Source organism: Dietzia psychralcaliphila, assembly GCF_003096095.1.
In the GTDB taxonomy this organism is placed as follows: domain Bacteria; phylum Actinomycetota; class Actinomycetes; order Mycobacteriales; family Mycobacteriaceae; genus Dietzia; species Dietzia psychralcaliphila.
Genome location: NZ_CP015453.1, coordinates 3,370,731 through 3,395,734 on the forward strand (window position 1 = coordinate 3,370,731; position 25,004 = coordinate 3,395,734).

Genomic DNA, 25,004 nt, shown 5'->3' on the forward strand with positions numbered 1-25,004 from the left:
CGTGATCCTCACCGCAGTGGTGTGCGGGGCACTCGCCGCGGCGCTGACCGGGTGGATCCGGACGATCGCCGACTCCGACTCGCGCTGGCTGCGGTCCGGACTCCACGTTGGACTGGCCGCCGCCGGCGGGGCCGGGGCCGCCGCGCTGGCCGACACTGGATCTGTCGGCACCGTGCCCGAACTGATCGCGTTCGCGGCGCTGGCGGTGGCGTGTGGGCTCCTGGTGCCGATCGACCTGGCGGTGCACCGGCTGCCCGACCTCGTCGTCGTCCCCATGTACCCGATTCTGTTCGCGGCGCTGGCCGGGGCGTCCGCGGTGACCGGCGACTGGGGCGCCCTGGGGCGCGCGGCCGCCGCGGCGCTGACCCTGCTCGCCCTCTACTTCACCCTGGCGTTCATCAACCCCTCGGGACTCGGGCTCGGCGACGTCAAACTCGCCGGCGTGCTCGGCGTATTCCTCGGCTGGCTGGGTTGGTACTACGTCCTGGTGGGAACCCTGGCCGCGTTCGCGATCAACGCCGTGGTGGCCCTGCTACTACTTGCCGCCCGTAGAGCGAACCGCCGCACCGGCATCGCGTTCGGGCCCGCGATGATCGCCGGTGCGGCGGCGGCCGCGTGGCTGTCGACTGCAGGCTAGTTCGCCCGCAATGCAGAATTCAGCCCACGACGGAGACCGGAACAACTCCGTTGGTGTCGTTGTCGTCCTCGGCGCTACTCTGCGCACTCCCGAAGAGTGAGCCCAGCGATCCCCCGCCGGGAGTGGGATCCGGATCCACATCATCTTCCGGATTCGGCGTCCACTTGGCGGCCGGGCAGCCGTTGATGTCCGGTACCACCTCTGCGCGCCATGTCGTCCCGTCCTCGAAGGTGTAGTCCACGCGGACGCCACCCGGCTGGTTGATCTGGGCCCGGGTCACGTAAAGCCACCGCCAGTCCGGGTCGTCCTCCATGTAGCCCGGAATCCCACCGCCGTTGATGTCGACGAGACCGCCGTACGACGAGGCGTCGAACAGATTCTGATTCGAGTAGAAGGGGGACCCCCAGGAGATCTCCCACATGTCCTGCTCGTCGAAGTAGTTGATGTCACAAGGGTCGGGAACAACGATCTCGGTCTGGGCCTGGGCGGGGACCGACAGCGCAGCGGCTGACAGCAGGGCGGCGGCAGATCCTGCGAGCATTCGGGTGAGCATGGTCGACATGGAGACTCTCCTTGTTCTCGGTGCAGGGCGTCCACTGTCCGGTGAGCAACCCAGCGGTTCACTGTTGTGATCCGGGTCACATAGTGGACGTCCTGCGGTCAGCCGTCAACCTCACCGCTAGTCCGCGATCGCCTCCAGCGGATCCGTCTTGGCGGCCCGGTGCGCAGGCCACAGCGAGGCCAGCACCCCCACGAACGCCGAGGCCACCAGCACGATCCCGATGGTCCCCCACGGGATGGTGGTCTGGCTCAACCCGCTGTCGGCCAGGACTGAGACGAAGGCCCAGCCCAGATAGACACCCACGGCCGCGCCGACCAGAGCCCCGAACACCGCGATCTGCGTGGACTCCAGGTTGATCGTCCGCCGGATCTGGGACCTCTGCATCCCCACGGCCCGCAGCATGCCGATCTCCGTGCGCCGCTCGATCACGGACAGCGCCAGGGTGTTGACGATCCCCAGCACCGCGATCACCAGAGCCAGGCCGAGAAGGGCGTAGATGATCGTCAGCAGCTGGTCGATCCCGCCCGACTGGACGTCGATGTACTGCTGCTTGCTCTGCACGGTGGCGATCGGGATCTCGGTGAGCTCTTCGGTCACGTTCGCGAGCACCTCATCCGACGACGTGCCCTCTTCCGCCTTGGCCAGCACGATCGCGGTGGAGCGGAGGTTCTCCGGCACCAGCCGCTCGTAGACGTCCATACCGGTGTAGAAGGGGCCGAGGATCTGGGCGTCGTCGTAAACGCCGGTCACCCGGAGGGTGGACTCGCTGCCGTCCGGGCCGACGAGCGGTACCCGGGTACCCATCGTCCAGCCGTTGTCGCGCGCGACCTCCCTGGAGACGACGAGGGAATCCGGCCCCGGCTCCAGTGAGCCGTCGAGAACGGTGGCCTCGAGCAGCTCCCCGACGGGCCCACCGGCGGCCGCGAGCGCCTGGGGTTCGCCGCCGAGTTGGCCGAAGCCGAACGCGAGCCAGGCCACGTCCCCGACGCCGTCGACGCCGGCGATCTGGTCCTCGATCCCGCCGGCCAGCGGGGTGGGCGGCCCCTGGGAGGCGACGCCCTGGACTATGACGTCGGCGGTGATCCCCTGGTCGATGAGACCGCTGACGCTCTCCTTGGTGGTGGCGCCCAGCGTGCCGAAGGCGGCCACCAGCGTGAGCCCCAGGGTGAGGGCGAAGGCCGTGGCCGCGGTACGGCGGGTGTTGCGGCCGGCGTTGGTGGCCGCCAGCTTTCCGACGGCACCGAAGGGCGCGCCGATGACCCGCCCGATCCCGCCGGCGATGGGTTTGGCCAGGGCGGGCATCACCAGGAAGCTGCCGATGATCAGGGCCGCGGCCCCGACGCCCACGGTGATTGCGCCGCTTCTCGTGGTGTCCTGCCAGGTGCCGATCAGGGCCAGCATGATGCCGCTGACCACTGCCAACAGCCCGACCGACGTGCGCCAGCCCCCGCCGGCCTCCGCGGAGGCGGCCCCGACCCGCATGCCCTGGACCGGGGCGACCCGTCCGGCGCGGCGGGCGGGCGCCCACGCGGAGAACACGGTGACGACGAAGCCCAGCACCAGCGGGGTGATGACGGACATCGGGGTGAGCGCCAGGGTCCCAGACGGGATCCCCAGATCGAAGGCGTCGAGTACGGCGAAGATGATCCTGGCCAGCCCGAATCCTGCCAGCACGCCGATCGCGGACCCGACCAGCCCGGTCAGCGCGGCCTCGGCCAGCACGGACCGGGTGAGCTGGCCGCGGGTGGCGCCGATCGCCCGCAGCAGGGCGAGTTCGCGCAGCCGCTGCGCCACCAGCATGGAGAAGGTGTTGTAGATGATGAACGTGCCCACGAGCAGGGCGATCAGGCCGAAGGCCACGAAGAAGTAGTTGACGAAGTCCAGGATGGTCGAGAGCTGCGCGGAGAGCCGCTCCTTGACCTCCTCACCAGTGCTCACCTCGTACTCGGGGAACTCCGCGGCGAGGGTGTCGCGGATCTCCTCCTGGCTCACGCCGGGCATCGCGCGGACGGCCACGCTGCTGGCGTTCTCGCCGTCGGTGAACAGTGCGCGGGCCTGCTCGGAGGTGAATCCGACCCCCACGTAACCGCCGACATCAGTCTCCGAGGAATAGGACCCCACGACCGTGACGTCGAGCATCCCCTGCGAGGTGGTGTACACCTGCGCGGAGTCACCGATCGCGAGTCCCGCGTTGTCCAGCACCGACTCGGGGAGGACGACCTCGCCGTCGGCGGCCGGAGCCCGTCCGTCTGAGATCCAGCTACTGCTCCCCACTGCCTCGTCGGGCTCGACCCACTCCAGCCCCTCCGACGGGGCGCCGCCGGACTGGTAGGGGGTGCCGTCGGAGTTGAACATCACCACGGTGCCGGTGACCCCGGGGGTGACGGCCTCGACGCCCGGCAGGCCGAGCGCGCGGTCGGCGACCTCGAACGGCACGCCGGCGCCCCGGGGGTCCTCGGGCTCGATCTGCGCGGACAGGTCTTGGGTGCCCTGGTCGAGCAGCGCGTCGAACGTGCTCTGGAGGGTCGAGGTGAACACGAGCGACCCGGTGACGAACGCCGTGCCCAGGACCACAGAGAGAACGGAGAGGACCAGGCGCAGCTTGTGTGCGGCGATGTTGCGGAGCGAGACCCGGAGCATGGGCCGCGGGTGGTTGGGGGCGTGACCTGGCGCGTTCTCGGGCGCGCTCCCAGCGGAGTGACCAGCGGCGTGACCAGCGGCGTGGCGGGCGGCGGCCATCACTGCTCCTCGAGCGCGCCCATGGCCGCCAGGATCTCGTCGGCGGTGGGGTGGGAGAGCTCACGCACGACCCGGCCGTCGGCGAGCAGCAGAACGCGGTCGGCGTAGGTGGCGGCCCGCGGATCGTGGGTGACTATCACTACGGTCTGCTGGAAATCGTCGGCGGCGCTGCGCAGGATCGCCAGCACCTCCGCCGACGAGGTGGAGTCGAGGTTGCCGGTGGGCTCGTCGCCGAACAGGATGTCGGGGCGTCCCACCAGCGCACGTGCGCAGGCGACGCGCTGCTGCTGACCGCCGGACAGCTCCGACGGCCGGTGCGAGAGGCGGTCCTTGATTCCCAGCCGCCCGATCACCTCGTCGAACCACGCGCGGTCGATGGCGTGGCCCGCGATGTCCTGCGGGAGTGTGATGTTCTCCTCGGCGGTCAGGGTGGGGACCAAGTTGAAGGACTGGAACACGAATCCGATCCGGTCGCGGCGCAGCGCGGTGAGTTCCTTGTCCGCCAGACCCACGATCTCGGTGTCCCCCACCCGCACCGAACCGGAGGTCGGCCGGTCCAGGCCCGCCATGCAGTGCATCAGAGTGGATTTGCCGGAGCCGGACGGGCCCATGATCGCGGTGAACCGTCCGCGCTCGAACGAGGCGCTGACGTGGTCCAGCGCGCGGACCTCGGTCTCGCCCTCGCCGTAGGTCATGACGAGGTCTGTGGCGACGGCTGCGAGCTCCGCGCCCTCCGCTCGGTGCTGGGTCTCGGCCTGCGTGGTCATCTGCTCCCCTGGATCATGGTGGTCGACCTAAAGCATGCAGGAGTTCGGAGCCGTTGCCGATGGGGGATGGCCCGGATCTTCACCCCGGGCCCTCCCGGTCGGCCACGCCTCGAGCGACCTGCGGCTCCTGAACTGGCGTTTCGCTCCGGAGATGGGGTCGGTGAACCCGATGGTCTCCGCGAGGAGCTGTAGGGGGTGGGAGAAATCACCGACGGTGATGGTCCGCACCCGCGGGTACAGGTCGTCGCCGAGGATCGGTGTGCCCAGTGCGTTCATGTGCACCCGGAGCTGGTGCGTTCGCCCGGTGGTGGGTTCGAGTCGGTACAGGCCGAGCGGCTCCCCGGACCCCCACGCCCCGTCCCCGACATCACGGGTCTCGACACCACGGGACTCCAGCAGTGTGATCCGCGTGTGTGCGTCCGGCTGTCCGTCCACCTCGGTGGCCTGCAGTACCCCTCGCGTCTTGACGATCCGGCTGGACCGCTCGCGCACCCGCGGCGTCCCCTCCGGGGCGGGAGCCACGGCGAGGTAGGTCTTGGCGACCCGCCGGGCGGCGAAGAGGTCCTGGTAGGCGGCGCGGTGGGCGGGGTCGACGGTGAACACCAGGACGCCCGCGGTGAGCCGGTCGAGCCGGTGGGCCGGAGCCAGGTCCTCCAGCCCGAGGTCGCGGCGGAGGCGCACCAGTGCGGTCTGGGTGACGTGACCGGCGCGGGGGGTGGTGGCCAGGAAGTGGGGCTTGTCGACGACGAGGAGGCGATCGTCCCGGTGCAGGACCTCGGTCCCGAAGGGCACCTCCACTTCCGGCTCGGGGGTCCGGTACGTCCACACGTCCATCCCCCGGCGCCGCCGGGTGGCCTCGGTGACGACCGCCCCGTCGGCGGTCACGACCTGCCCGGAGGCGAGGGCCGCCTCGAGCTCCGCGAGCCGGTCGGGAAACCGCCGGCGCAGTTCCTCGGGGATGCTGCGGGGCCCCTGACCGGGGTCGGCCAGCCGGATCCGCACCGGGTCCACGCCGTCGCGCAACGGCAGTGGCCGGCGCGGGCGTCCGGGCTTCGGCATGTGCAGAGTCTAGTCGCTGGGCTACACTCGCCCTTCGCACCACCTGCCTCATCCGCCACTTCTATGCCAGCGGCCCCCTTTACCCCAGGAGCACCCATGATCGACGCCGTAGTCGACTTCTTCCTCTTCGGCCCCGGCCGCGCCCTCCTCCCGGCGTTCCAGGGCAGCTTCAACATGGCCTACCCGCCTAACGCCCCCTTCCCGGACGAGTTCTGACCGGACGAGTTCTGAGACACATGGCCGAGTTCTGAGAACGCATCCCCGAATCGGGAGCGGCGGTATCCTCAGAGGTATGGCTTCTCTCGAGAATTCCGTGGTCGTCGGTATCGACGGCTCAGCCGCGTCGACCGGCGCCGTCGCGTACGCCGCCAACACCGCCGCGACACGGCGGGTCCCGCTCGTCCTGGTGACCAGCTACACGATGCCGGCGGCCATGTTCGCCGAGGGCATGGTGCCGCCCCAACCCGTCTACGACGAGTTGGAGAAGGAGTGCGTGCCAATCGTCGAGCAGGCCAGGGCTACCGCGCTCAAGGTCGCGCCGGACATCGAGGTCTCGCACGCCATCGTCGAGGGCAACCCCTCCCAGGTCCTGATCGACTACTCCCGCAAGGCCAAGATGATCGTCCTGGGGTCCCGTGGCCTCGGTGGGATCAAGGGCATGGTGCTCGGGTCGGTCTCGGCTTCGGTGGCCAGCCACGCGTTCTGCCCGGTCGTGGTGACCCGTGAGGACACCGACGACCTCGACCGCTCGGGCCCGGTCGTGGTGGGCGTCGACGGTTCCGAGGTCAGCGCCAAGGCCACCGCCTGGGCCTTTGCCGAGGCCTCGGCGCGCGACACCCCCCTCATCGCGGTGCACACCTGGATGGACCCCCAGGTCCAGGCCGCGGCCGCCGGGATCGCGTTGACGGACGAGGACTGGAAGCAGCTCGAGGAACAGCAGCTCGAGACCCTGTCCGAGCGTCTCGCCGGTTTCTCCGACCGCTACCCCGACGTGCAGATCGAGCGGTTCGTCACCCGCGATCGCGCGGTCCGAGCCCTCGTGGAGCAGGCCGCGAACGCCCAGCTCGTCGTCGTCGGCTCCCACGGGCGGGGCGGATTCACCGGCATGGTCCTCGGCTCGACCAGCCGGGCGCTCCTGCAGGCGTCACCCTGCCCGGTGATGGTCGTGCGTCCGGAATCGCACTCATGAGCGAGGAGAACGTGCAGGTGAGGCGCAACCTCGCCGCCGGTCGGTTCGAGATCCTGGTGGACGACGTGGTGGCGGGATTCGCCGACTACGGCGACGCGGACGGCGTCAGGACCTTCCCGCACACCGTCGTGGACCCGGAATTCGGCGGCCGCGGCCTGGCCGGGCGGATGATCGACGAGGCCCTCAGGGCGACCCGCGAGGACGGCCTGAAGGTGCGGCCCAGCTGCACATTCGTCGAGCGCTACATCCAGAAGAACCCCGAATCGGCGGATCTCGCCTGAGTTAACCTGTTCACATGACGCCTGAGGCGCAGGTAAGTAACGAATAAGCGACGATTAACGCCACACGAGGCGCCACCGGAAGCGTTTGTGGCCGTCTCGTGTTCTCCTGTGGGAGCGGCTCGCACACGGGCCGAGTATCTCTCGGGAAAGGATTACACCATGTGGACCATCATCGCCTGGATCATCATCGGCGGGCTCGCCGGCTGGATCGCCTCCAAGATCATGAAGCGTGACGCCCAGATGGGCATCCTCGCCAACATCGTCGCCGGTATCGTCGGCGCCTTCCTCGTCGGCTGGATCGTCTCGTTCTTCACGGGCGGCGACGCGATGCCGGAGGCCTTCTCCATTCCCGGCGTCATCGCCGCTATCGTCGGCGCCTGCCTCGTGATCTGGCTCGTCAGCCTCGTCACCGGCCGCAGCAAGCGTGGCACCCGGGTCTGACCAGACCAGCACCACGCATGCCGGACGGCCCGGCCCCGATCGATCGGGGCCGGGCCGTCCTTGTGTGTATGTCACAGCCGATAGTCTGTCCACTGTGACGAGCGAACGGTCGACCAAGCCCGGTCCGCGGGAGCGGCTCCTGGCCACGTCGACCCGCCTGTTCTCCACCGACGGGATCCGGGCCGTGGGAATCGACCGGATCCTCAGGGAGTCCCGGGTGGCCAAGGCCAGCCTCTACAACACCTACGGATCCAAGGACGAGCTCGTCGTGGCCTACCTGCGGGCCATGGCCGAACGGGACCGGGCCCTGTGGCAGCGACGGGCGGACGCCGCACCCGATTCACGCGGACGCATCCTCGCGCTGTTCGACATCGTCCGCGAGCGCGTGGAGCCGGCGACCCCCGGCTCGTGTCACCTGGCCGCCGCCATCGAGTTCCCCAGCCCCTCCACCGACGGTGAGCGCGCCATCCGCGCGGCCGTCACCGACCAACGGGCGTGGGTCGCGACCACCCTCCGCTCCGAGCTCGCCGGCATGGGGCTGCAGGACCCCGACAACATCGCGGACCTGGCCGACCGGCTGGCGATCCTCCACGACGGCTCCGTCACCGCCGCCATGCTCGGGGAGGTCGAGACCTCCGCCAAGACGGCGCGGAGCATGGCCGAGCTCATCCTGGGGATGGTCACGGAACCCTCGTGAGGCGCGCGACGGGAGTGACGGGAGTACTGGGCGAGGTGCTCGTGACGATCGGCGTCGTGCTGGCGCTGTTCGTGGTCTACCAGGTGTGGTGGACCGACCTGGGCGCGGCGCGCGCCCAGTCCGCCGCCGACGACGAGCTGGAACAGCGGTGGGGTCCGGCGGACAATCCACGCGATCGCGGGGCGAGCGCCGATGACGCGGAGCTCGACGCCCTGGGATCCTCCGGGATCGCCGAAGGCACCGCGTTCGCCCGCCTGTATATCCCCTCGTTCGGGTCGGACTACCGGTTCGCCGTGGTCTCCGGGACCAGCGACGCGGCCCTCGAGATCGGGCCCGGGCACTACACCGAGACCCAGGCGCCGGGCGAGCCCGGGAACTTCGCCGTCGCGGGGCACCGGGTGGGCCGTGGCTCGCCGTTCAACGACCTGGACGCCCTGCGCTCGTGTGACGCCCTGGTCTACGCCACCGCGGACCAGTGGCTGATCTACCGCGTCCTGCCCGTCGACGCACCCGACCCCGCATCGGCTCGCGCACAGGCCGCCGAATGCCTTCCCGCGGACCTCGCCGCACGCGCGACCTCCGGAAGGTACGAGGGCCTGTCCGGCGTCTCGGTGGTCCGCCCGGAGGACGTGTGGGTGATCGACGCCGTGCCCGGGCGCGCCGAGCCCGCCTCCCCCGAGCTGCTGCCCCTGACCACGCTCACCACCTGCCACCCGCAGTTCTCGGCGGCGGAGCGGCTCGTGGTGCACGCGGTCCTCGAACGGGCCGAACCGCGAGTGGCCGGAACGGTCCCCGCCGAACTGGAGGGTCGGTGATGTACGCCTGGCTCTACCGGAGGCTCCCCGGCCCCACCCCGCTCCGGATCCTGCTGGTCCTGGTCCTGCTGGCGGCGGCGTTCCTACTGCTCATGGAGGTCGTGTTCCCCGCGGTCGAGTCGCTCATGCCGTACTCCGACGTCTCCGTCGACCCGGTCGCGGCGCCCCGTCCTGCCACCTGAGCCACACGGCACACCGAGACAGTCGGTAGCTCGTGTCAGTCTGTAATCCGTGCCTGTCGGCAACCCGTGTCAGTCGTCGACCCGTGTCAATCGGCAACCCGGGGCGCGACGAGTTCGGCCACCCGCTGGACCTTGACCGACTGCTCCTGCGTGGACTGCACCGCCAGGACCTGCGTGCCCCGGGCCAGGACCACCAGTGCGCCCCCCGGGCCACCGGTGCGGCCACCGGTCCACCCGTCCTCGACGTCCGAGCGTTCGGACTCGCCCACGGGTGCCGAGGCGTCCACCAACTCGGTGGCCCGCTCCTCCGACTCGACCGAGTACACGGTGGTCGTGAGCTGGACGGCACCGTCAGCGCTGTAGAAGAAGCAGGCCGCGGGGTCGACGCGGTCGTCGATCCGCACGTCGGTCGCCAACTCGCCGTTGAGCCGCGACACCTCGTCCACGGACAGGTACGGGCACTCCGCGCGCGTCACTGGCTCGACCTGGGGGATCTCCGGCTCGCTGGTCTCCGGCGGCGCGGTCTGGATGGTCCCCATCTCCGGCGCGGGTTCGGTGTCCCCGCCGCCGCAGCCCGCCGTCACTCCGAGCAGTACGACGGACAGGGGAGCGAGGAGGGTCGTGGCGGCGATACGCATGATGCCCAGGATAGGACCCGGCCCGCTGGGTAAGGTCATGCACACTGAACTGAGACGACCGACTCTCATCGACGACCGGCGGGGAGGTGCCCACATGACCGGACCACCCACGCAGGCCCAGGGCACCGACCGCACCGAGGGTCGTCGGCGCGAACTGCGCGAGACCATCTCCTCCGTCGCGTTGGACCTGGCCCTCGAGCGAGGGCTCGACGCCGTGACGGTGGACGAGATCGCCAAGGCCGCCAACGTCTCCCGCCGGACGTTCTTCAACTACTTCCCGTCCAAGGCCGCCGCGTGCATCCCGGATGCCTTCCCCCCGGACCGCGACGCGGTGCACCTGTTCCTCACCGACCGATCCGTGTCCACGCTGACCGCGCTCACCCGCCTCCTGTGGCTACAGGTCGCGATGGCCCGGCAGGAGACCCCACTGTTCAACCGGTTCCACGACATGTGGCGGCGGGAACCGGGGATCCGGACCGAGGTGCACGCGATCCTGTCCCGGACCGAGGATGAGCTCGCCGCCCTGGTGGCCCGCCGGGAGGGCAGGGATACCGGGTCCGTGGAGGCCGCCACGGTGGCGGCGGCCTCCATCGCGATCGTGCGGGTGGCGGTGGAGCAGTGGCGCACCGACGAGTCGCCGACGCTGCTGGAGGACCGGATCAGAGAGTCGTTCGACGCCATCATCAGGGCGACCGAGATCCCTCCCGACGACGCCTGAACCGTCCGAGCAGGCGCCCGCGAACCGGTCGAGACCAGGGATCGAACGCCGACGTCGTAGGATCGACCCATGCGATCGCAGCGACCTCGTCCCCGCTCGGGACGACGCGTCGCCCGGGTGTTCGTGGCGTCGGCGGCGGTTCTGGCCGTGTCGGGGTGCTCCGCGCTCGGCCTCTCGGACACCGCCGAGACCGGCCCACCGCGGATCTCGCCGAACCCGCAGCCCGACGTCGCCGCGGCGATGGTGGAGGGACGCCCCGCCCCCGATGCGCGGATGAATGCGTGTGAGCTCCTCGACCTGACGCCCGCCGAGCTGATCGAGCTCACCGATGCCGACATGCCGGAGGTCGAGCCCATCGGCTCCGGCGACCTGGGCCTGATATGTACCTACGGCGGCCCGGGGTCGCCGGAGCTGTACGAGATGCAGCAGGAAGAAGCCGAGACTGAGTCTGAGGCGGGTTCTGAGCTCGACGCCGAGGATCAGTCCGAGACCGGCACTACTGCGTCAGAGGACACCGAGTCCGAAACCGAGTCCGAAACCGACGCTGAGACCGATGCCGAAGCCGAAGCCGGGGAAGAGCCGGAGGCCGTGCAGGACGCTGACGGAGTCACCACGGAGGGCGAGTCCACGAACTCGCCGACGACCACCACCACGACCGCAGGCGAACGGGATGACGTGCCCGATACCGTCGCCGCCGGGGTCGTCAAGCCGCGTGGGGGGCCGCAGGCCGCACTCCGTGGCCAGCCCACGATGCTCGGGGTGCGGTACGCGTGTTCTGAGGTCCGCGGGGGTGACGCGGCAACGGTGGAGGCTGCGCCCCCGGCCGCTCCCGGGGCGCCCTCGTCGGTGGCACCCGAACTCGACACCGCGTACATCGACTGTGTGGCGGCGCCGACCGGCGGAGGCGTCGAGGTGCACACGATCCTCGTCGCGGACGACGATCTGTGGCACATCACGCTGATCAGTCCGGAGACGCCGCGCTCCCCCGAGACCGAGGCACGGGCGCTCCGGGGGTTACACAGGGTCGCCGAGCACATCCTCGACTGAACCCGGCTCGACTGAAGCCCGGGACGTCCGGCAGTCGGACCGCGGACACGGAAATGGGAAACGGCGCCGGAGCCCCTCAGCATCCGACGCCGTTCCCACTAGCGGACTGCGCATCGCGCCTTCCGGAATCCACGCTCGCCTCGGAAGGCGGCGGGCCGACACCCCCCCAGGTGCCCCGGTGATCACACCGGCCCCTCGTCGTGAAGTAACAGCCCCTCGTCCGCACTTCACCTCGCCACCGCACCCCCTGGCCGGTGACTGGTTGAACCCTATGTTGCACCCGTTCCGCAGGCAAGCCCATGAGCAGCGGTTCTTCTGTTGACTTTGGGTCAATTAGCGAGGTCGGGGTATCTACCTGCAGTTCTGCAGACGCCGTTACCAATGAACATTGGAACTATTCCCGGCGACCCCGGCGACCGTGCGGGACGGGCCCGGGGAGCGGCCCAGGCCCGCCCGGGACTGCAACGGGTACCCAGCCGCCCCGCCTGGATGTACTGTTACTGCTGTTACCTGTGTGGCGCATGAGGTTCCCGTGGGTCGCATGCCCGTCCCACCGTGCCCGTCCCACAACGCCCGTCCCACCGTGCCCGAACCGCACCGCCGCCCGCCGAACCGCGGCCGAAGGAGAACGATGCCCCGCCGATCCCGCTTCGTCGCGACACTGCTGGTCACCACCGGCCTCGTCGTGGGCCTCGCGCCCGCCGCGTCGGCGCAGTCCGTCGCCGGACTCCCCGGCCTGGAGTCGGCGCCCGTCTGGACCCCCGCGCTCCCGGGGCTGGCCTCGCAGCCGGTCCTCACTCTCCCCGTGCCGGCTCCGTCGCGCCCCGCCGTCGAGTCGGTGGCGTCGGTCTACCCCACCCGCGACGAGACCGTGGGCGTGGCGCAGCCCGTCATGATCCGGTTCGACCGCCCCGTCGCCGACCGCGCCCGAGCGGAGGCCGCCGTGGGCATCCGGACCGCGCCGGCAGTCCAGGGCAGGTTCTACTGGGTCGGGGATGCGGAACTTCGCTGGCGGCCCCATGAGTTCTGGCCCGCGCACACCTCGGTCACCGTGTGGGCCGGCGGGCGCGAGAACGCGTTCCGCACCGGCGACGCCGTCGTGTCGACCTATGACGACGCCACCCACCTCGTCACCGTGACACGCAACGGCCAGGTCGTCCGGACGATGAGGGCCTCCGCTGGACGGGACCCCTACCCCACCCACAACGGCGTCTACTACAACGGATGGCGCGCCCGTGAGGTCCGGATGGACTCGTCCACCTGGGGACTGTCCAGGACGGCCGGAGGCTACGACACGACCGTCGAGAACGGCGTGCGGCTGAGCTATGACGGCATCTTCATCCACTCCGCCCCGTGGTCGGTGGCCGACCAGGGGGTTCGCAACGTCTCACACGGCTGCATCAACCTCAGTCCCGAGGATGCGGCCTGGTACTACGACAACACCCGCAACGGCGACCCGTTCATCGTGGTCAATGGCCCGGGACGGCAGTTCGGCGCCTTCGACGGTCAGGGCGACTGGAACTACTGACGAGCCCACCCGCGGGTCGGGGTGAAACACAATCGGTATGGCACGCGACACTCTAAGAGAGTCCTCCGCCTAGGCTGAGAGGAACCCCCTCGTCTCCGTCCCTCCCAGGAGTAGCAATGACCCGTTCGTCCCGGATCCCGGTCCTCGCCTCGATCCTCGCTGCGGTCGCGCTCGTCCTGGGGCTCGCCCCGGCGGCGAACGCGCAGTCCGTGATGCCGCCGAGCCCTCCCGGAATCCCGCAGCTGGAGAACGCGCCGTTGCCCACCCCTCTCATCCCGGGTGTCGGGGCGATGCCGGTGCTCACCTACCCGGTGATCGGGCCGGACCGGCCCGCGCCCGAGTACGGCAACGTCAACATCTTCCCCACGCAGAACGAGGTGGTGGGTGTGGCGCAGCCGGTCATGTTCTACTTCGACCGGCCCATCGCGGACCGGGCACGTGCGGAGGCCACGCTCGGTATCCGCACCGAGCCCCCGGTTGCCGGGAAGTTCTACTGGGTCAACAACTCCGAGGTGCGGTGGCGTCCGCACAACTTCTGGCCGGTCAACACCTCGGTCACCATCTGGGCCGGAGGCAAGCGGCAGCAGGCCTTCCGCACCGGAGACGCGCTGATCGCCGAGTACGACGACCGCACCAAGCACATCACCGTGACGCGCAACGGCCAGCACGTGCGCACCATGCGGGCGTCGGCCGGGATGCGCGGCTGGGAGACCTACAACGGCGTCTACTACACCGGCCAGCGTGGCCGGAACGTACGGATGAACTCGGAGGCCTTCGGACTACGGATCGAGGACGGCGGGTACAACTCGATCGTCAACGACGCGGTCCGGATGAGCTACGACGGCATCTACATCCACTCCGCCCCGTGGTCGGTCGCCGACCAGGGCGTCCGCAACGTCTCGCACGGCTGCATCAACATCAGCCCCGAGGACGCGCGCTGGTACTACGAGAACTCGCGCAACGGCGACCCGATCATCGTCAAGAACGGGCCCGGTCGGCAGTTCGGCGCCTTCGACGGCCAGGGCGACTGGAACTACTGATCCTCGTCGCCCGTCCTGCCGACCGCCCGGCCCGGCGCGCTACCGCGCTGGTACGGGCGCCAGGACGCCCGTGATCCCGTCGGCCGGCACGCAGCGCGGCGGCCGCACGTCGGCGTCGCCGGCAGCGGTTCCGCCGAGAGCATCCGTCACTAGGTCCACCGCCCGCGGTGACGCGAGAACGGTCAAGTGTCCGGAGCGGTCGGCCTCGCAGCCGTCCTGGAGCCGGACGACCCGCAGGTCCACGAAGTCGGGCACCACGGGCGCGGTGACGGGGCCCGTGAGCTCGTCGTAGTCCGAGACCACCGCGACGTACCGGACCCCTCGCGCGAACGGCACGCCCTCGTCCCCCAGCCAGGCGAGGGTGGCCTCGGCATCACGCTGCGCGGTCTCGGCGGACAGCACCCCGAACGCCTCGGTGACGAACTCCGGTGGGCCCTCTCCCGAGCGGGCGGGATCGACGCCCAGCGTGACGACGGCGCGTACCGCGTCCTTCCGCGTGGTGGCGGTGACATAGGACGCGATGATCGCCCCCTGCGAGTGCCCGACCAGGTCGACCTTCTCCGCGCCGGTGAGCGTATGGACGCGGTCGATCTCGGCGGCGAGTTGCGGTGCCGAGGCCCCGGTGAGCGAGTCGAACCCACCGGTGGAGCCGAGCCCGGGCGGGGCCCCGACCGTCGGCGCCCACACGCAGTAGCCCTCGGCCGCCAGCGCGGCGCCGAAGGTGGCCCACGAGTTACCGCCGTTGAGCCCGGTGCCGTGGACGAGGATCACCGGAACGGGATGGCGGGCGCTCGGTCGGCAGTCGTCACGGTTGATCCCGGGCGGGTCCGCGAGTCCGTTGGTGAGCTGGTGGGCCGCTCCGTCCCACCACCGCCACGGGACCTGCACTGTGGTGGGAGAAGCCGTGGTGGGAGAAGCCGTGGTGGGAGAAGCCGTGACCGGTCCTGGAGCGACGACGACGAGGAGCGCGGCCGCCACCAGTCCCGCGATACCGGAGACCGCCCGCGGTGCAGTCATGAGCCCGGAAGGACCGGGATCGGACCGAGGTACGGGGCGATCGCCTCGCAGCGCGGCGCACGAGGGTTGGCGGGATCGAGCGCGTTGAGCACGAAGTCGGCCGTGCGCGGATCGGAGGCGATCGCCAGGTGCTCGGCCTGGTTCTGTTCGCAGCCGTCCTGGATCACCACGTTGGTCGTCATAGGTCCGGGCACCAGACCCGAGGTGTAGGGCGTGACCAGCTGGTCGTATCGGGTCACCGCGTTGAGGTAGCGCACTCCGGGGGCGTAGGGCGACCCACCACTCCACAACAGTTGTAGAACCTCGGAGCCCGGGGACATCTGGGACAGGGCGGGGATCTGACCCAGTTGGTCCGAGACTCCTGGAAGGCCGTCCAGAGACCTGCGCATACCCCCACCCGAGCCCTCCCACAGCGGGGCAATCGAGGCGACGGTGTTCACCTTGCCCGGGCGTCCGACCTTCGCCACCAGACCCGAGACGATGGTGCCCTGCGAGTGACCCACCAGGTCGACCTGCTCGGCCCCGGTGGTCGCCAACACCCGGTCGACGAACTCTCCGACCTGCGGCACCGAGACCTCGGCGATGTCGGACAACCCGCCCAGCTCATTGACCGGCCACGGGGTGCCCGGCAGCGCACCGTAGGTCAGCACGAAGACGCAGTAGCCCTCGTTGCGCAGCAGCGGCCCGAAGGTCGCCCAGTTGGTCACGGCGCCGCCGGCGGTGCCGTGGACCAGGACCACCGGACGGGGCTTGGCGGGCGAGGGACGACAGTTCCAGTCGTTCGCGCCCGGCAGCGTGGCCCCCGGCTGCGTGATCGCCATGGCGGCGCCGGTGAGGAAGCTGTAGGGCACGGGGATCGGCGCCCGGGCGGTCGGGTCCGTGGCGTGGGCGGCGCCCGCGCTCGTCAGCACGAGGGCTGCAGCGGCCAGCGAGGCCGCCGCGGCGCGTGAGGCGCGGGCGGCGCGCTCTATGTTCATCTTTTCATTAAGCCACGCCCGGTGATCATCGGCAGGTCCTTTGCGTATACCAGCCCGGGGTCCGCTGCGACCACGGCCTCGACGGCGTTGACCAGCCTCATCGCGGTGACGAGCATGCCGGATTCGTTGTGGTCGCCGTGCTCGGCGTGGTGGGTGAACTCCACGCGCATCGTCGGTTCGCCCTGGATCTCTATGCGGTAGCAGCCGTCCCCGTGGTCGGGCCGGGGCCAGTCCGGCGCCTGGTCGACGGCCGTGCGGGTGACGTGCTCCAGCACGATGCGGTCCTCGCCGTCGACCTGTCCCACCACCTCGAACCGCAGTGCCGCCTGCGTCCCGGCCGGGACCTCGCACGCCAGCAGTGACAGGTCGCGGTCGGCGGGCAACCGCTCGTGACGCTCGATCAGCGGCTCATCGAGGGTCACCTCCAACGCGGCGGCGAGTTGTCGGACCACCGATCCCCAGCCGGCGGCGAGCATCCCCGGTCGCAACAAGGGCGGGAGGGTGTCCATGGTCCGGCCGAAGCCGAACAGCCTCCGCATGGTCTCACCCTGGTGGTACACCGAATAGTCGGCGATCTCTCCCACCCGGATCAGGTCGATGCGCCGGGACAGGCTGGTCATGACCAGCGGTAGGACGTCATTGGCGAAGCCCGGGTCGATTCCGTTGACGTGCAGTGTCGCGCCGCCGTCGCGACCGGCGGCCGCGAGCGCGTCGATCATCTCCTCCGGGAGGGTCCCGTGCGGGTACTGGAGCAGCACCGGGCCGGAGGCCACCACGTCGATGCCGGCCCGCAGGAATTCGGTGAAGTCCTCGATCGCACCCATGAAGCGGGTCTCGGTCTCGGCGGTGTAGACCACCACGTCCGGCGACAGTGCGAGTAGCGCTGCGCGGTCGTCAGTCGCCACCACGCCCAGGTCGCGATCCATACCGGCGAGCCGACCCGCGTCGACGCCGACCTTGGCGGGGTCGGAGACGAAGACGCCCACCAACTCCAGCTCGGGTCGGGCCTCGATCGCCTCGACCGCCATCCGGCCCAGATACCCCGTCGACCATTCCACTACCTTGATCGACACTTCTTCGCCCGATACTGCGTTGCCCGACACATCCCGGATCGTCATGTCCGGACAGTAGCGGCTCGGACGCCCTGCCACGACCCCGTTTCGTCTATCGGGCAGATCAGCGCGCGGCACCGTCCCCTCTGCGGCATCAGCCCCTCTGCGGGGAGGTTCCGCGCTGTGCGACATCCTTCGACGAGTCAGGATCCTGGGAGTCCGGCCGACCGCCGACGTGGGCCTCCGCGCGCATCCGCTCACTCATGTGCGGGTAGTGCAGCTCGAACGCCGGGCGCTCGGAGCGGATCCGGGGCAGCGTCACGAAGTTGTGACGCGGCGGCGGGCACGAGGTCGCCCACTCGAGCGAGTTGCCCGCGCCCCACGGGTCGTCGGCCGTGACGATCTCGCCGTACCGCCAGCTCTTGATGACGTTCCAGATGAACGGCAGCATCGCGATCCCGAGGATGAACGAACCGACCGTCGAGATCTGGTTGAGGACAGTGAAGTTGTCCGTCGCAAGATAGTCGGCGTAACGGCGGGCCATGCCCTGGTTGCCCAGCCAGTGCTGCACGAGGAACGTGGTGTGGAAGCCGATGAACAGCAGCCAGAAGTGCCACTTGCCCAGCGTCTCGTCGAGCATCCGGCCCGTCATCTTGGGGAACCAGAAGTACACGCCGGCGAACGTGGCGAACACGATCGTGCCGAACAGCACGTAGTGGAAGTGCGCCACCACGAAGTACGAGTCGTGCACGTGGAAGTCGATCGGCGCCGCGGCCAGCATGATGCCGGTCAGACCACCGAAGAGGAAGGACACCAGGAACCCCAGGGCGAAGATCATCGGCGTCTCGAACGTCATCTTCCCGCGCCACATGGTGCCGATCCAGTTGAAGAACTTCACACCCGTGGGAACGGCGATGAGGAACGTCATGAAGGAGAAGAACGGCAGCAGGACGGCACCGGTGACGAACATGTGGTGTGCCCAGACCGCCATGGACAGCGCGGCGATCGCGAGGGTCGCGAAGACGAGTCCGGCGTAGCCGAAGAGCGGCTTGCGGGAGAACACCGGCAGGATCTCGGTGATGATCCCGAAGAACGGCAGCGCCAGGACGTACACCTCGGGGTGACCGAAGAACCAGAACAGGTGCTGCCACAGGATCGAGCCTCCGTTCCCGGCGGAGAAGATGCGACCACCGAACTGGCGGTCGTAGAAGACGCCGAGGGCGGCGGCGGTGAGCAGCGGGAAGATCAGGAGGATCAGTACGGACGTCACGAGGATGTTCCATGTGAAGACCGGCATGCGGAACATGGTCATGCCCGGCGCGCGGAGGCAGATGATCGTGGTGACGAAGTTGACGGCGCCGAGGATGGTACCGATACCGCCGATGCCCACGCCGAGGATCCACAGGTCCGCGCTGACCTGCGGCGAGTACTCCTGGCTCGCCAGCGGCATGTACATGGTCCAGCCGAACGCGGCGGCCCCGCCCGGGGTCAGGAAGCCGGACATCACAACGATGCCGCCGACGGTGAACAGCCAGTAGCCCAGGGCGTTCAGTCGCGGGAACGCGACGTCGGGGGCGCCGATCTGCAGCGGCATGATGTAGTTCGCGAACCCCACCACGATCGGCGTTCCGTAGAACAGCAGCATGATCGTGCCGTGCATGGTGAACAGCTGGTTGAACTGCTCGTTCGACAGGAACTGCATGCCTGGGAGGAACAACTCCGCCCGGATGAGCAGGGCCATGAGCCCGCCGATGAAGAAGAAGACGAAACAGGTGACGATGTACATCAGGCCGAGCAGCTTGTGATCGGTCGTCGTCATCATCTTCCACACGAACGAGCCCGGTCGGGAAGTGCCCGTGGGTACGCCCGGTGGATGGTCCAGATCATCGACTGGGCGCGTTCGCGGGACAAGAACCTCTGACATTTTCTCCCCGATCGTCGGTGGGTCCGAATCTAGGGAGCCGCCCCGTGGCGCGCATTGATCTACGTCAACATCGGGTGAGGCAAAACACCCGAGGCGGGTGCCAGGAGGCCACACTGGGAGACATGACCGCTCACGGGGACGACTCCGGGCTCGCCGGTTCCACACTGTTCGCCTCGTTGCCGCCGCGCTGCCGGGCCTACCTGACCGACTCCTCCCGGACTGTCGAGGCGCGACCCGGTTCCACGGTGCAGCTGGCCGGGGAGTCGGTGAGCCGCCTGACGCTGATCGCCTCCGGCGCCCTGCACGTCATCCGGGAGGACCGGTCCGGTCACCAGCGGCATGTCAGGATTCTCGGGCCCGGCCGTCATCTCGGCCTGGTGGAGTTCGCACTCGGCTGCTCCGCCCGCCACAGCGTCGTCGCCGCCGAGGCGACCACGCTGATCACCGTCTCACACGACGCCCTGCGCGCAGCGGCCGCCGCGTGCCCGGTCCTCAACGACTCGATCTCACGCGCCCTTGCCGAGAAGGTGGTCGAGTGCGAACAACATCTCGATTGGCTCACCTCGGAGGACGTGTCGACGCGGCTGGTCGCCTACCTTCTCTCACTGCCTGCCACGCCCGGCCGGGACGGTCGCTCCCATGTCCGACTACCGATGTCCCAGTCCGATCTCGCGTCGCACCTGGGGACCACGCCGGAGACGTTGAGCCGTCGCCTCCACGATCTCATCGACTCCGGTGCGATCGAGCGGGTCGCCCGCCGCGAGTTCGTACTCGAGAACGGTCGGCTCACCAGATACTGACGCGCTCCTCGGGGGCCAGCCACAATCCGTCGCCCTCGGTCACCCCGAACGCGGCGTGGAAGTCGTCGAGGTTCCTGACCACCTGGTTGCAGCGGAACTCCGGCGGGGAGTGCGGATCCACCGCGAGCCGGCGAGCGGCCTCCTCGGCGCGGGTCTTGGTGCGCCACACGATCGCCCACGAGGTGATGAGCCGCTGGATGCCGCTCATGCCGTCGATCTCCGGACCGACGTCCGTCCCCTCCGCCGGCTGCCCGTCAGAACCCTGCCCGGTCGAACCCTGCGCCAGCCGGTAGGCCAGCAGCGCGATGGTCAGCCCACCGAGGTCGCCGATGTTCTCGCCGACGGTGAACGCCCCGTTGACGTGGTCCTTCTCGGGGTCCAGACCGTCCGGGGTCAGGCCCTGGTACTGGTCGATCAACGCCTCCACCCGCGTGGAGAACGCGGACCGGTCGTCGTCGGTCCACCAGTCGACGAGGTTGCCGTCGCCGTCGTACTTCGATCCCTGGTCGTCGAACCCGTGGCCGATCTCGTGACCGATCACGGCGCCGATCGCGCCGTAGTTGGCGGCGTCGTCGGCATCGGCGTCGAAGAACGGGGGCTGGAGGATGGCGGCCGGGAACACGATCTCGTTCATCACCGGGTTGTAGTAGGCGTTGACCGTCTGCGGGGTCATGTGCCATTCACCGCGGTCGACCGGGCCGCCGAGCTTGCCCAGCTCGTAACCGTGCTCGAACTCTGCGGACCGCCTCACGTTGCCGAGCAGGTCATCAGGGCGCACCTCGAGCGCCGAGTAGTCGCGCCACGTGTCCGGGTAGCCGATCTTGGGGACGAACGCCTCGAGCTTGGCCTGCGCCCGCTCGCGGGTCTCCGGGGTCATCCACGGCAGCCGTGCGATGGAGTAGCGGTAGGCCGCGGTGAGGTTCTCGACCAGTTCCACCATCCGCGCCTTGTGGCCGGGCGGGAAGTGGCGGGCGACGTACTCCTTGCCCACCTCCTCGCCGAGCGCCGACTCGACCGCTCCCACACCGCGCTTCCACCGGGCCTTGATCTCCTCGGTGCCGGACATCGCGGTGCCGTAGAAGCGGAAGTTCTCCTCCACCAGATCGCTGGTCAGGTAGGGCGCGCGCGAGCCGAGGACGCGCCAGCGCAGCCACTCCTTCCACGTCTCCAGCGGTTCGGTCGACCACAGCTCGGCGACCGCGGTGAGGAAGTCGGGCTGCATGGCCACGAGTCGGCCGAAGGTCTCCTCCGTGCCGCCCACCTCGCGGGCCCAGTCGTGCCACGGGAAACCGGGCGCCAGACCGGGCAGCTCGTCCCACGTGACGGGGTTGTAGGTCTTATCGGCGTCGCGGCGGGCCACCACGTCCCAGTGGGCGGCGGCGATGCGGGTCTCCAGCGCCACGATCCGCTCGGCGCGGGCCCGGGCGTCGTCGTCTCCCGACAGGCCCGCGAGTACGAACATCCGCGCCGCGTGGGCGGTGTACTGCTCGCGCAGCTCCGCGTACTGGTCCTCGCGGTAGAACGACTCGTCAGGCAGGCCGATGCCGTACTGCACGAGGTACAGGATGTACTCGGTGGAGTTCTTGGCGTCGTTGTTGACGTAGGCGCCGATCAGCCCGGCCACGCCCACCTTCTCCAGCCGCGCCATGGCCAGTGCGAGCGCGCCCGGGTCGGTGGCGGCGTCGATCTCCGACAGGTCCGGCGCGAGCGCGGCGACACCCGCGGCCTCGACCGAGTCGGTGTCCATGAAGGAGGCGTAGAACGCCCCGATCTGTGACTCCACCGGGGCGTCGGTGATGATGTCGCGCACCCGCTCCTCCGACAGGTCGCGCAGGGCGAGGAACGCCCCGTCGATCGGCCGGTCTGCGGGTATCACGTGATCGCGGATCCAGGTGCCGTTGACGTGCCGGTAGAGGTCGTCCTGGGGCCGGACGTCCCTGTCGACGTACTGCAGGTCGAGGCCCGAGGAGCGGGATTCGTCGGTCGTGGGGATCTCGGTCGCTGTCATGCGACCAGGTTACGGAAGGTCCGGCGCTGGGTCCTTCACGAGCCGTGTCCGTCAGGAGCCGGGTCCGTCAGTGGAAGCCGTTCCGGAGGTTGTGCGCCTTGGCACCCGAGTAGCCGTCGATCATCCCCCAGACCCAGAAGCCGAGCATGATCGGGATTCCGATCAGGACCACGGACAGCAAGATGCCGAGGAAGTACCCGGCCATGATGCCGATCCCCTTGCCCGTCTCGCCGTTGATCAACGTGCCGAGTCCGGGCAGGAAGAAGGACAAGACCAGCGACAGTGCCGGCTCCTTACGCGAGACTCCGTAGTTCGGCGCGTACGGATGCATCGCGCCGTAACCCGGTGAGACGTAGGGCTGAACGCCATAGGGGTGCTCCCCGAACGGCTGGTTTCCGAACGGCTGGGCTCCGTACGGCTGGTTTCCGAACGGCTGGGCTCCGTACGGCTGGTTTCCGAACGGCTGGTTTTCGAACGACTGGGTCCCGTAGGGCTGATTTCCGAAGGGCTGGGTCCCGAAGGGCTGATTTCCGTACGGCTGGGATCCATAGGTGCCGGGGCTGTAGGGCTGGTCCCCGTGGAACTGGTCCCCGTACGGCGACTGGAAGCCGTATGGCTGAGTGCCCGGCGAGTACGGGTCCCCGGGGTTGGACTGGTCACCGTATGCCGACCCGTAACCGTCGGGGTCGCCGCCGTGGGACTCGGGATTCTCGGACGGGGTGGTCATACGTCGACAGTAGCGCGGTGGGACGACGGCGCGGTCGCGAGCCGGTCTCAGTTGCGCGCGGCCATCCCGGGACGAGCCCAGATGTCGGCGCAGTCGACACACGCGTCCTCCGACACGACCCCTGCCCGCTGCAGTTGCCCGTACATCCAGCACCCCAGGCAGAAGCCCAGGGCTGCCTCCGCGAGGGCGGCCGCCACCAGCACGCCCAGGACCACGACCCCGGCCACTGTCAACCCACCGAGGAACAACCCGAGGGCGACCGAGGACATGACCAGGCCGATCGTCTGGGCGAATCGCTTGGGTGCACCGGCGACCAGCTTGGGCTCGGAGCTGACCCGCGGTGCCAACACGTGCACCGAGAGCCTGCCGAACGGCGAGTACCGCGGCCCCCCGGCCACCCGCAGGGCAAAACCGATGACCAGCGCCGCGGCGAGCCAGGTCTGCACCGGCGGCGGAACGAGCATCGTCACCACCGCGAGCGTCACGACGAGACCGGCGGTGCACCGGGCTGCGTAGTCGTTGACGACCTCCGGGAATGCGAACACCTCTCGCAGGCTCATACCCGACCTCCTCGACTTCTCGACACCGTGCACAACGGCAACACATATAGACAGATCTGTCTATCCATGTCCCGAGAGTACGCCTCTGCCCGCGAAAGTCCCAGTCCGGTTATCCTCCAGGGCATGGCACACCGGAGACCAGCGGCCCACCGGGCCTGCAGCGTGATCGCCGCGGCCGCCGGCCTCGCCCTGGCCGCCGGCGGCTGCGGGCAGGTGACCCCCGGTGAGCAGTCCACGACCACCGCCGGATCCGGCGCCCCCGCCACCTCGATCGCGAGCGGGACCACCGCGGCGCCCGCCCCCTCCCCCGGCCCGGATGCCACGCCCGGGTGCGAGGTCCTGGTCGAGCCGGTCCACCGCCTGGTCACCGATCAGGTCGACACCGAGGTCGGCTCCGAAGAGGTGCGGCGCCTGGCCGACGGCGTGGAGGACAACGCCCTGTCCGCGGTGGCGAGCCGGATCTCGGGACTGGTACTCCAACCCGGCGCCGACCCCTCGGCCGTCGACGAACAGTGGGGGCAGTTCGCTCAACTCTGCGATCTGGACTGACGTACCCCACCCCTAGGCTGGCGCCCGTGCCCCCACCACTTCGCCGCCGATCCGGCTCACCCCGACCGCCCGCCGCCCCGTCCGTGCCGCGACGGGAACAACTCCAGCCACCCCGGTCCGATCTCGAGCCGGACGGCCTGTGGGACGGCGTGTGGGCCTCCGCCGAGCACGCCCCCTCCCCCGACGAGGGCGCGGCGCACATCGGTGGTGCGGAGATCCGCGAGTCAACACTGGAGGGCATCCGCCTGAGCAGCGCCAGGGCCGACTCCCTCCGACTCACCGACGTCGTGGTCAGCGGGTGCGATCTCTCCGGGATGGTCGCCGACGGGGCCTCGCTCACCCGGGTCAGGTTCATCGGGTGTCGACTCACCGGCATCGTCCTGTCCGACGCCAGGCTGACCGACGTGTCCTTCGAGGACTGCCACGCCGACATGATCAACCTGCGGATGGCCCGACTCCAGCGGGTGCGGCTGTCCGCCACCCGCTGCAGGCAGGCCGACCTGCTGGAGGCGCGGGTTGCGGACCTGTCGACCGACGGCGCGGACCTGCGCGGGGCGACCCTCGAACGGGCGGTGTTCACCGCGGCGGACCTCAGGGGCGCCGACCTGGAGGATGTGCGGGGCGCGTCCGCCCTCCGCGGGGCGATCATCTCGCCTGAGCAGGTCCTCGGGGTCGGCCTGTCGTTGATCGGCGAAGCGGGGATCAGGGTCGAATGAGCAGGGTCGAATGAGCAGGGTGGCGCGAACAGCGCGGAGTGCGCTCAGGGCAGATGGGAGGCGGCGTCGCGCCACTGGTTGACGGCCCGGTTGATCACTGCCTGGAGGCGGAGGACCTGGTCGCGGTCGGTGAGGGTGATGCCGTCGACCCCGGTCCGCAGGAAGAGTTCCGGCACCCCACGTCCGGCGCCGTTCTCGTCGAGGACCACCTTCTCGGCGACCATCACCTCGAGAACCGCGTCGTCGGCCGGCCCGTCGACCTCGGCGATGAGGTCATGGCGGAAGCGAGGGGTCGAAAAATCTACTGCATCGGTCACGAGGGGCACTCCCGACT

General features: G+C 69.6%; 27 protein-coding genes. 14 read left to right on the forward strand and 13 right to left on the reverse strand.

What is annotated here, in order from left to right; all coding sequences use genetic code 11:
* The first annotated feature begins 1 nt into the window (after position 1).
* Entirely contained in the window at positions 2-637 is a 636-nt protein-coding gene (locus A6048_RS15555; RefSeq protein ID WP_107747218.1) for a prepilin peptidase, read from the forward strand.
* Positions 638-656: 19 nt separating this feature from the next.
* Here A6048_RS15555 and A6048_RS15560 read toward each other — a convergent pair whose 3' ends face one another.
* From A6048_RS15560 to A6048_RS15575, 4 genes are all read right to left on the reverse strand, one after another.
* The gene (locus A6048_RS15560) at positions 657-1,199 is read right to left on the reverse strand and encodes a hypothetical protein (protein WP_107746756.1); all 543 of its coding nucleotides are present in this window, start codon (positions 1,197-1,199) and stop codon (positions 657-659) included.
* A 117-nt stretch (positions 1,200-1,316) separates the two neighbouring features.
* Positions 1,317-3,938, reverse strand: a complete 2,622-nt coding sequence (locus A6048_RS15565) for an ABC transporter permease (RefSeq protein WP_244911021.1) — start codon at positions 3,936-3,938, stop codon at positions 1,317-1,319.
* On the reverse strand, positions 3,938-4,705 hold the full coding sequence (locus A6048_RS15570) for an ABC transporter ATP-binding protein (RefSeq protein ID WP_107746758.1): 768 nt from the start codon (positions 4,703-4,705) through the stop codon (positions 3,938-3,940). The genes A6048_RS15565 and A6048_RS15570 overlap by 1 nt, the downstream gene beginning before the upstream one ends.
* A gap of 27 nt (positions 4,706-4,732) precedes the next feature.
* Positions 4,733-5,764 carry a pseudouridine synthase gene (locus tag A6048_RS15575; RefSeq protein ID WP_107746759.1) on the reverse strand — a complete coding sequence of 344 codons (1,032 nt, stop codon included), beginning with the start codon at positions 5,762-5,764 and terminating at the stop codon, positions 4,733-4,735.
* A gap of 292 nt (positions 5,765-6,056) precedes the next feature.
* Here A6048_RS15575 and A6048_RS15580 point away from each other — a divergent pair, with 292 nt between their 5' ends.
* The 6 genes from A6048_RS15580 (at position 6,057) to A6048_RS15605 (ending at position 9,369) form a co-directional block, all read left to right on the forward strand.
* Positions 6,057-6,953, forward strand: a complete 897-nt coding sequence (locus tag A6048_RS15580; RefSeq protein WP_107746760.1) for a universal stress protein — start codon at positions 6,057-6,059, stop codon at positions 6,951-6,953.
* The gene (locus A6048_RS15585) at positions 6,950-7,234 is read left to right on the forward strand and encodes a GNAT family N-acetyltransferase (protein WP_107746761.1); all 285 of its coding nucleotides are present in this window, start codon (positions 6,950-6,952) and stop codon (positions 7,232-7,234) included. Before A6048_RS15580 ends, A6048_RS15585 begins: the two co-directional genes overlap by 4 nt.
* Positions 7,235-7,393: 159 nt before the next feature.
* Entirely contained in the window at positions 7,394-7,675 is a 282-nt protein-coding gene (locus A6048_RS15590; protein WP_107746762.1) for a GlsB/YeaQ/YmgE family stress response membrane protein, read from the forward strand.
* Positions 7,676-7,769: 94 nt separating this feature from the next.
* Complete coding sequence (locus A6048_RS15595) at positions 7,770-8,372, forward strand: TetR/AcrR family transcriptional regulator (protein ID WP_107746763.1); 603 nt, start codon at positions 7,770-7,772, stop codon at positions 8,370-8,372.
* A complete protein-coding gene (locus A6048_RS15600) occupies positions 8,369-9,187 on the forward strand; it encodes a class E sortase (protein ID WP_107746764.1) in 819 nt (272 codons plus the stop codon). The genes A6048_RS15595 and A6048_RS15600 overlap by 4 nt, the downstream gene beginning before the upstream one ends.
* Positions 9,187-9,369: a hypothetical protein gene (locus A6048_RS15605; RefSeq protein ID WP_107746765.1), complete on the forward strand. Its 183-nt coding sequence runs from the start codon at positions 9,187-9,189 to the stop codon at positions 9,367-9,369. The genes A6048_RS15600 and A6048_RS15605 overlap by 1 nt, the downstream gene beginning before the upstream one ends.
* 86 nt (positions 9,370-9,455) lie before the next feature.
* Here A6048_RS15605 and A6048_RS15610 read toward each other — a convergent pair whose 3' ends face one another.
* On the reverse strand, positions 9,456-10,007 hold the full coding sequence (locus A6048_RS15610) for a DUF2020 domain-containing protein (protein ID WP_235027615.1): 552 nt from the start codon (positions 10,005-10,007) through the stop codon (positions 9,456-9,458).
* A gap of 94 nt (positions 10,008-10,101) precedes the next feature.
* On the opposite strand from A6048_RS15610, the gene A6048_RS15615 reads away from it, so the two are divergent.
* The 4 genes from A6048_RS15615 to A6048_RS15630 all read left to right on the forward strand — a co-directional run bounded on the left by A6048_RS15615 (position 10,102) and on the right by A6048_RS15630 (position 14,340).
* On the forward strand, positions 10,102-10,725 hold the full coding sequence (locus tag A6048_RS15615) for a TetR family transcriptional regulator (RefSeq protein ID WP_107746766.1): 624 nt from the start codon (positions 10,102-10,104) through the stop codon (positions 10,723-10,725).
* Between the two features lie 69 nt (positions 10,726-10,794).
* Entirely contained in the window at positions 10,795-11,772 is a 978-nt protein-coding gene (locus tag A6048_RS15620; protein WP_107746767.1) for a hypothetical protein, read from the forward strand.
* A gap of 631 nt (positions 11,773-12,403) precedes the next feature.
* Positions 12,404-13,300, forward strand: coding sequence for a L,D-transpeptidase (locus tag A6048_RS15625; protein WP_107746768.1), 897 nt, complete (start codon positions 12,404-12,406; stop codon positions 13,298-13,300).
* Positions 13,301-13,416: 116 nt separating this feature from the next.
* The gene (locus tag A6048_RS15630; RefSeq protein WP_107746769.1) at positions 13,417-14,340 is read left to right on the forward strand and encodes a L,D-transpeptidase; all 924 of its coding nucleotides are present in this window, start codon (positions 13,417-13,419) and stop codon (positions 14,338-14,340) included.
* Between the two features lie 39 nt (positions 14,341-14,379).
* On the opposite strand, the gene A6048_RS15635 is transcribed toward A6048_RS15630, so the two are convergent.
* From A6048_RS15635 to ctaD, 4 genes are all read right to left on the reverse strand, one after another.
* Positions 14,380-15,357 (reverse strand): alpha/beta hydrolase, encoded by a 978-nt coding sequence (locus tag A6048_RS15635; RefSeq protein WP_107746770.1) that lies wholly within the window; start codon positions 15,355-15,357, stop codon positions 14,380-14,382.
* Positions 15,354-16,334 carry an esterase/lipase family protein gene (locus A6048_RS15640; protein ID WP_107746771.1) on the reverse strand — a complete coding sequence of 327 codons (981 nt, stop codon included), beginning with the start codon at positions 16,332-16,334 and terminating at the stop codon, positions 15,354-15,356. The genes A6048_RS15635 and A6048_RS15640 overlap by 4 nt, the downstream gene beginning before the upstream one ends.
* A complete protein-coding gene (locus A6048_RS15645; protein WP_107746772.1) occupies positions 16,331-17,407 on the reverse strand; it encodes an NAD(P)H-dependent amine dehydrogenase family protein in 1,077 nt (358 codons plus the stop codon). Before A6048_RS15645 ends, A6048_RS15640 begins: the two co-directional genes overlap by 4 nt.
* A 133-nt stretch (positions 17,408-17,540) precedes the next feature.
* A complete protein-coding gene (gene ctaD / locus A6048_RS15650; RefSeq protein WP_244911022.1) occupies positions 17,541-19,208 on the reverse strand; it encodes an aa3-type cytochrome oxidase subunit I in 1,668 nt (555 codons plus the stop codon).
* 224 nt (positions 19,209-19,432) lie between these two features.
* Between ctaD and A6048_RS15655 the strand changes: the two genes are divergently transcribed.
* Entirely contained in the window at positions 19,433-20,110 is a 678-nt protein-coding gene (locus A6048_RS15655; RefSeq protein WP_107746774.1) for a Crp/Fnr family transcriptional regulator, read from the forward strand.
* On the opposite strand, the gene A6048_RS15660 is transcribed toward A6048_RS15655, so the two are convergent.
* From A6048_RS15660 to A6048_RS15670, 3 genes are all read right to left on the reverse strand, one after another.
* A complete protein-coding gene (locus A6048_RS15660) occupies positions 20,097-22,118 on the reverse strand; it encodes a M13 family metallopeptidase (protein ID WP_107746775.1) in 2,022 nt (673 codons plus the stop codon). The two genes, A6048_RS15655 and A6048_RS15660, sit on opposite strands and share 14 nt — an antisense overlap.
* A 67-nt stretch (positions 22,119-22,185) precedes the next feature.
* Positions 22,186-22,845: a hypothetical protein gene (locus A6048_RS18530; RefSeq protein ID WP_211310052.1), complete on the reverse strand. Its 660-nt coding sequence runs from the start codon at positions 22,843-22,845 to the stop codon at positions 22,186-22,188.
* 47 nt (positions 22,846-22,892) lie between these two features.
* Positions 22,893-23,405, reverse strand: coding sequence for a DUF4395 domain-containing protein (locus tag A6048_RS15670; protein WP_107746776.1), 513 nt, complete (start codon positions 23,403-23,405; stop codon positions 22,893-22,895).
* Between the two features lie 123 nt (positions 23,406-23,528).
* On the opposite strand from A6048_RS15670, the gene A6048_RS15675 reads away from it, so the two are divergent.
* Together A6048_RS15675 and A6048_RS15680 are read left to right on the forward strand one after the other, a co-directional pair.
* Positions 23,529-23,954, forward strand: a complete 426-nt coding sequence (locus A6048_RS15675; RefSeq protein WP_146166341.1) for a hypothetical protein — start codon at positions 23,529-23,531, stop codon at positions 23,952-23,954.
* Between the two features lie 26 nt (positions 23,955-23,980).
* The gene (locus tag A6048_RS15680; RefSeq protein ID WP_107746778.1) at positions 23,981-24,670 is read left to right on the forward strand and encodes a pentapeptide repeat-containing protein; all 690 of its coding nucleotides are present in this window, start codon (positions 23,981-23,983) and stop codon (positions 24,668-24,670) included.
* Positions 24,671-24,714: 44 nt separating this feature from the next.
* On the opposite strand, the gene A6048_RS15685 is transcribed toward A6048_RS15680, so the two are convergent.
* Positions 24,715-24,987: a hypothetical protein gene (locus tag A6048_RS15685; protein ID WP_107746779.1), complete on the reverse strand. Its 273-nt coding sequence runs from the start codon at positions 24,985-24,987 to the stop codon at positions 24,715-24,717.
* Positions 24,988-25,004: the final 17 nt, after the last annotated feature.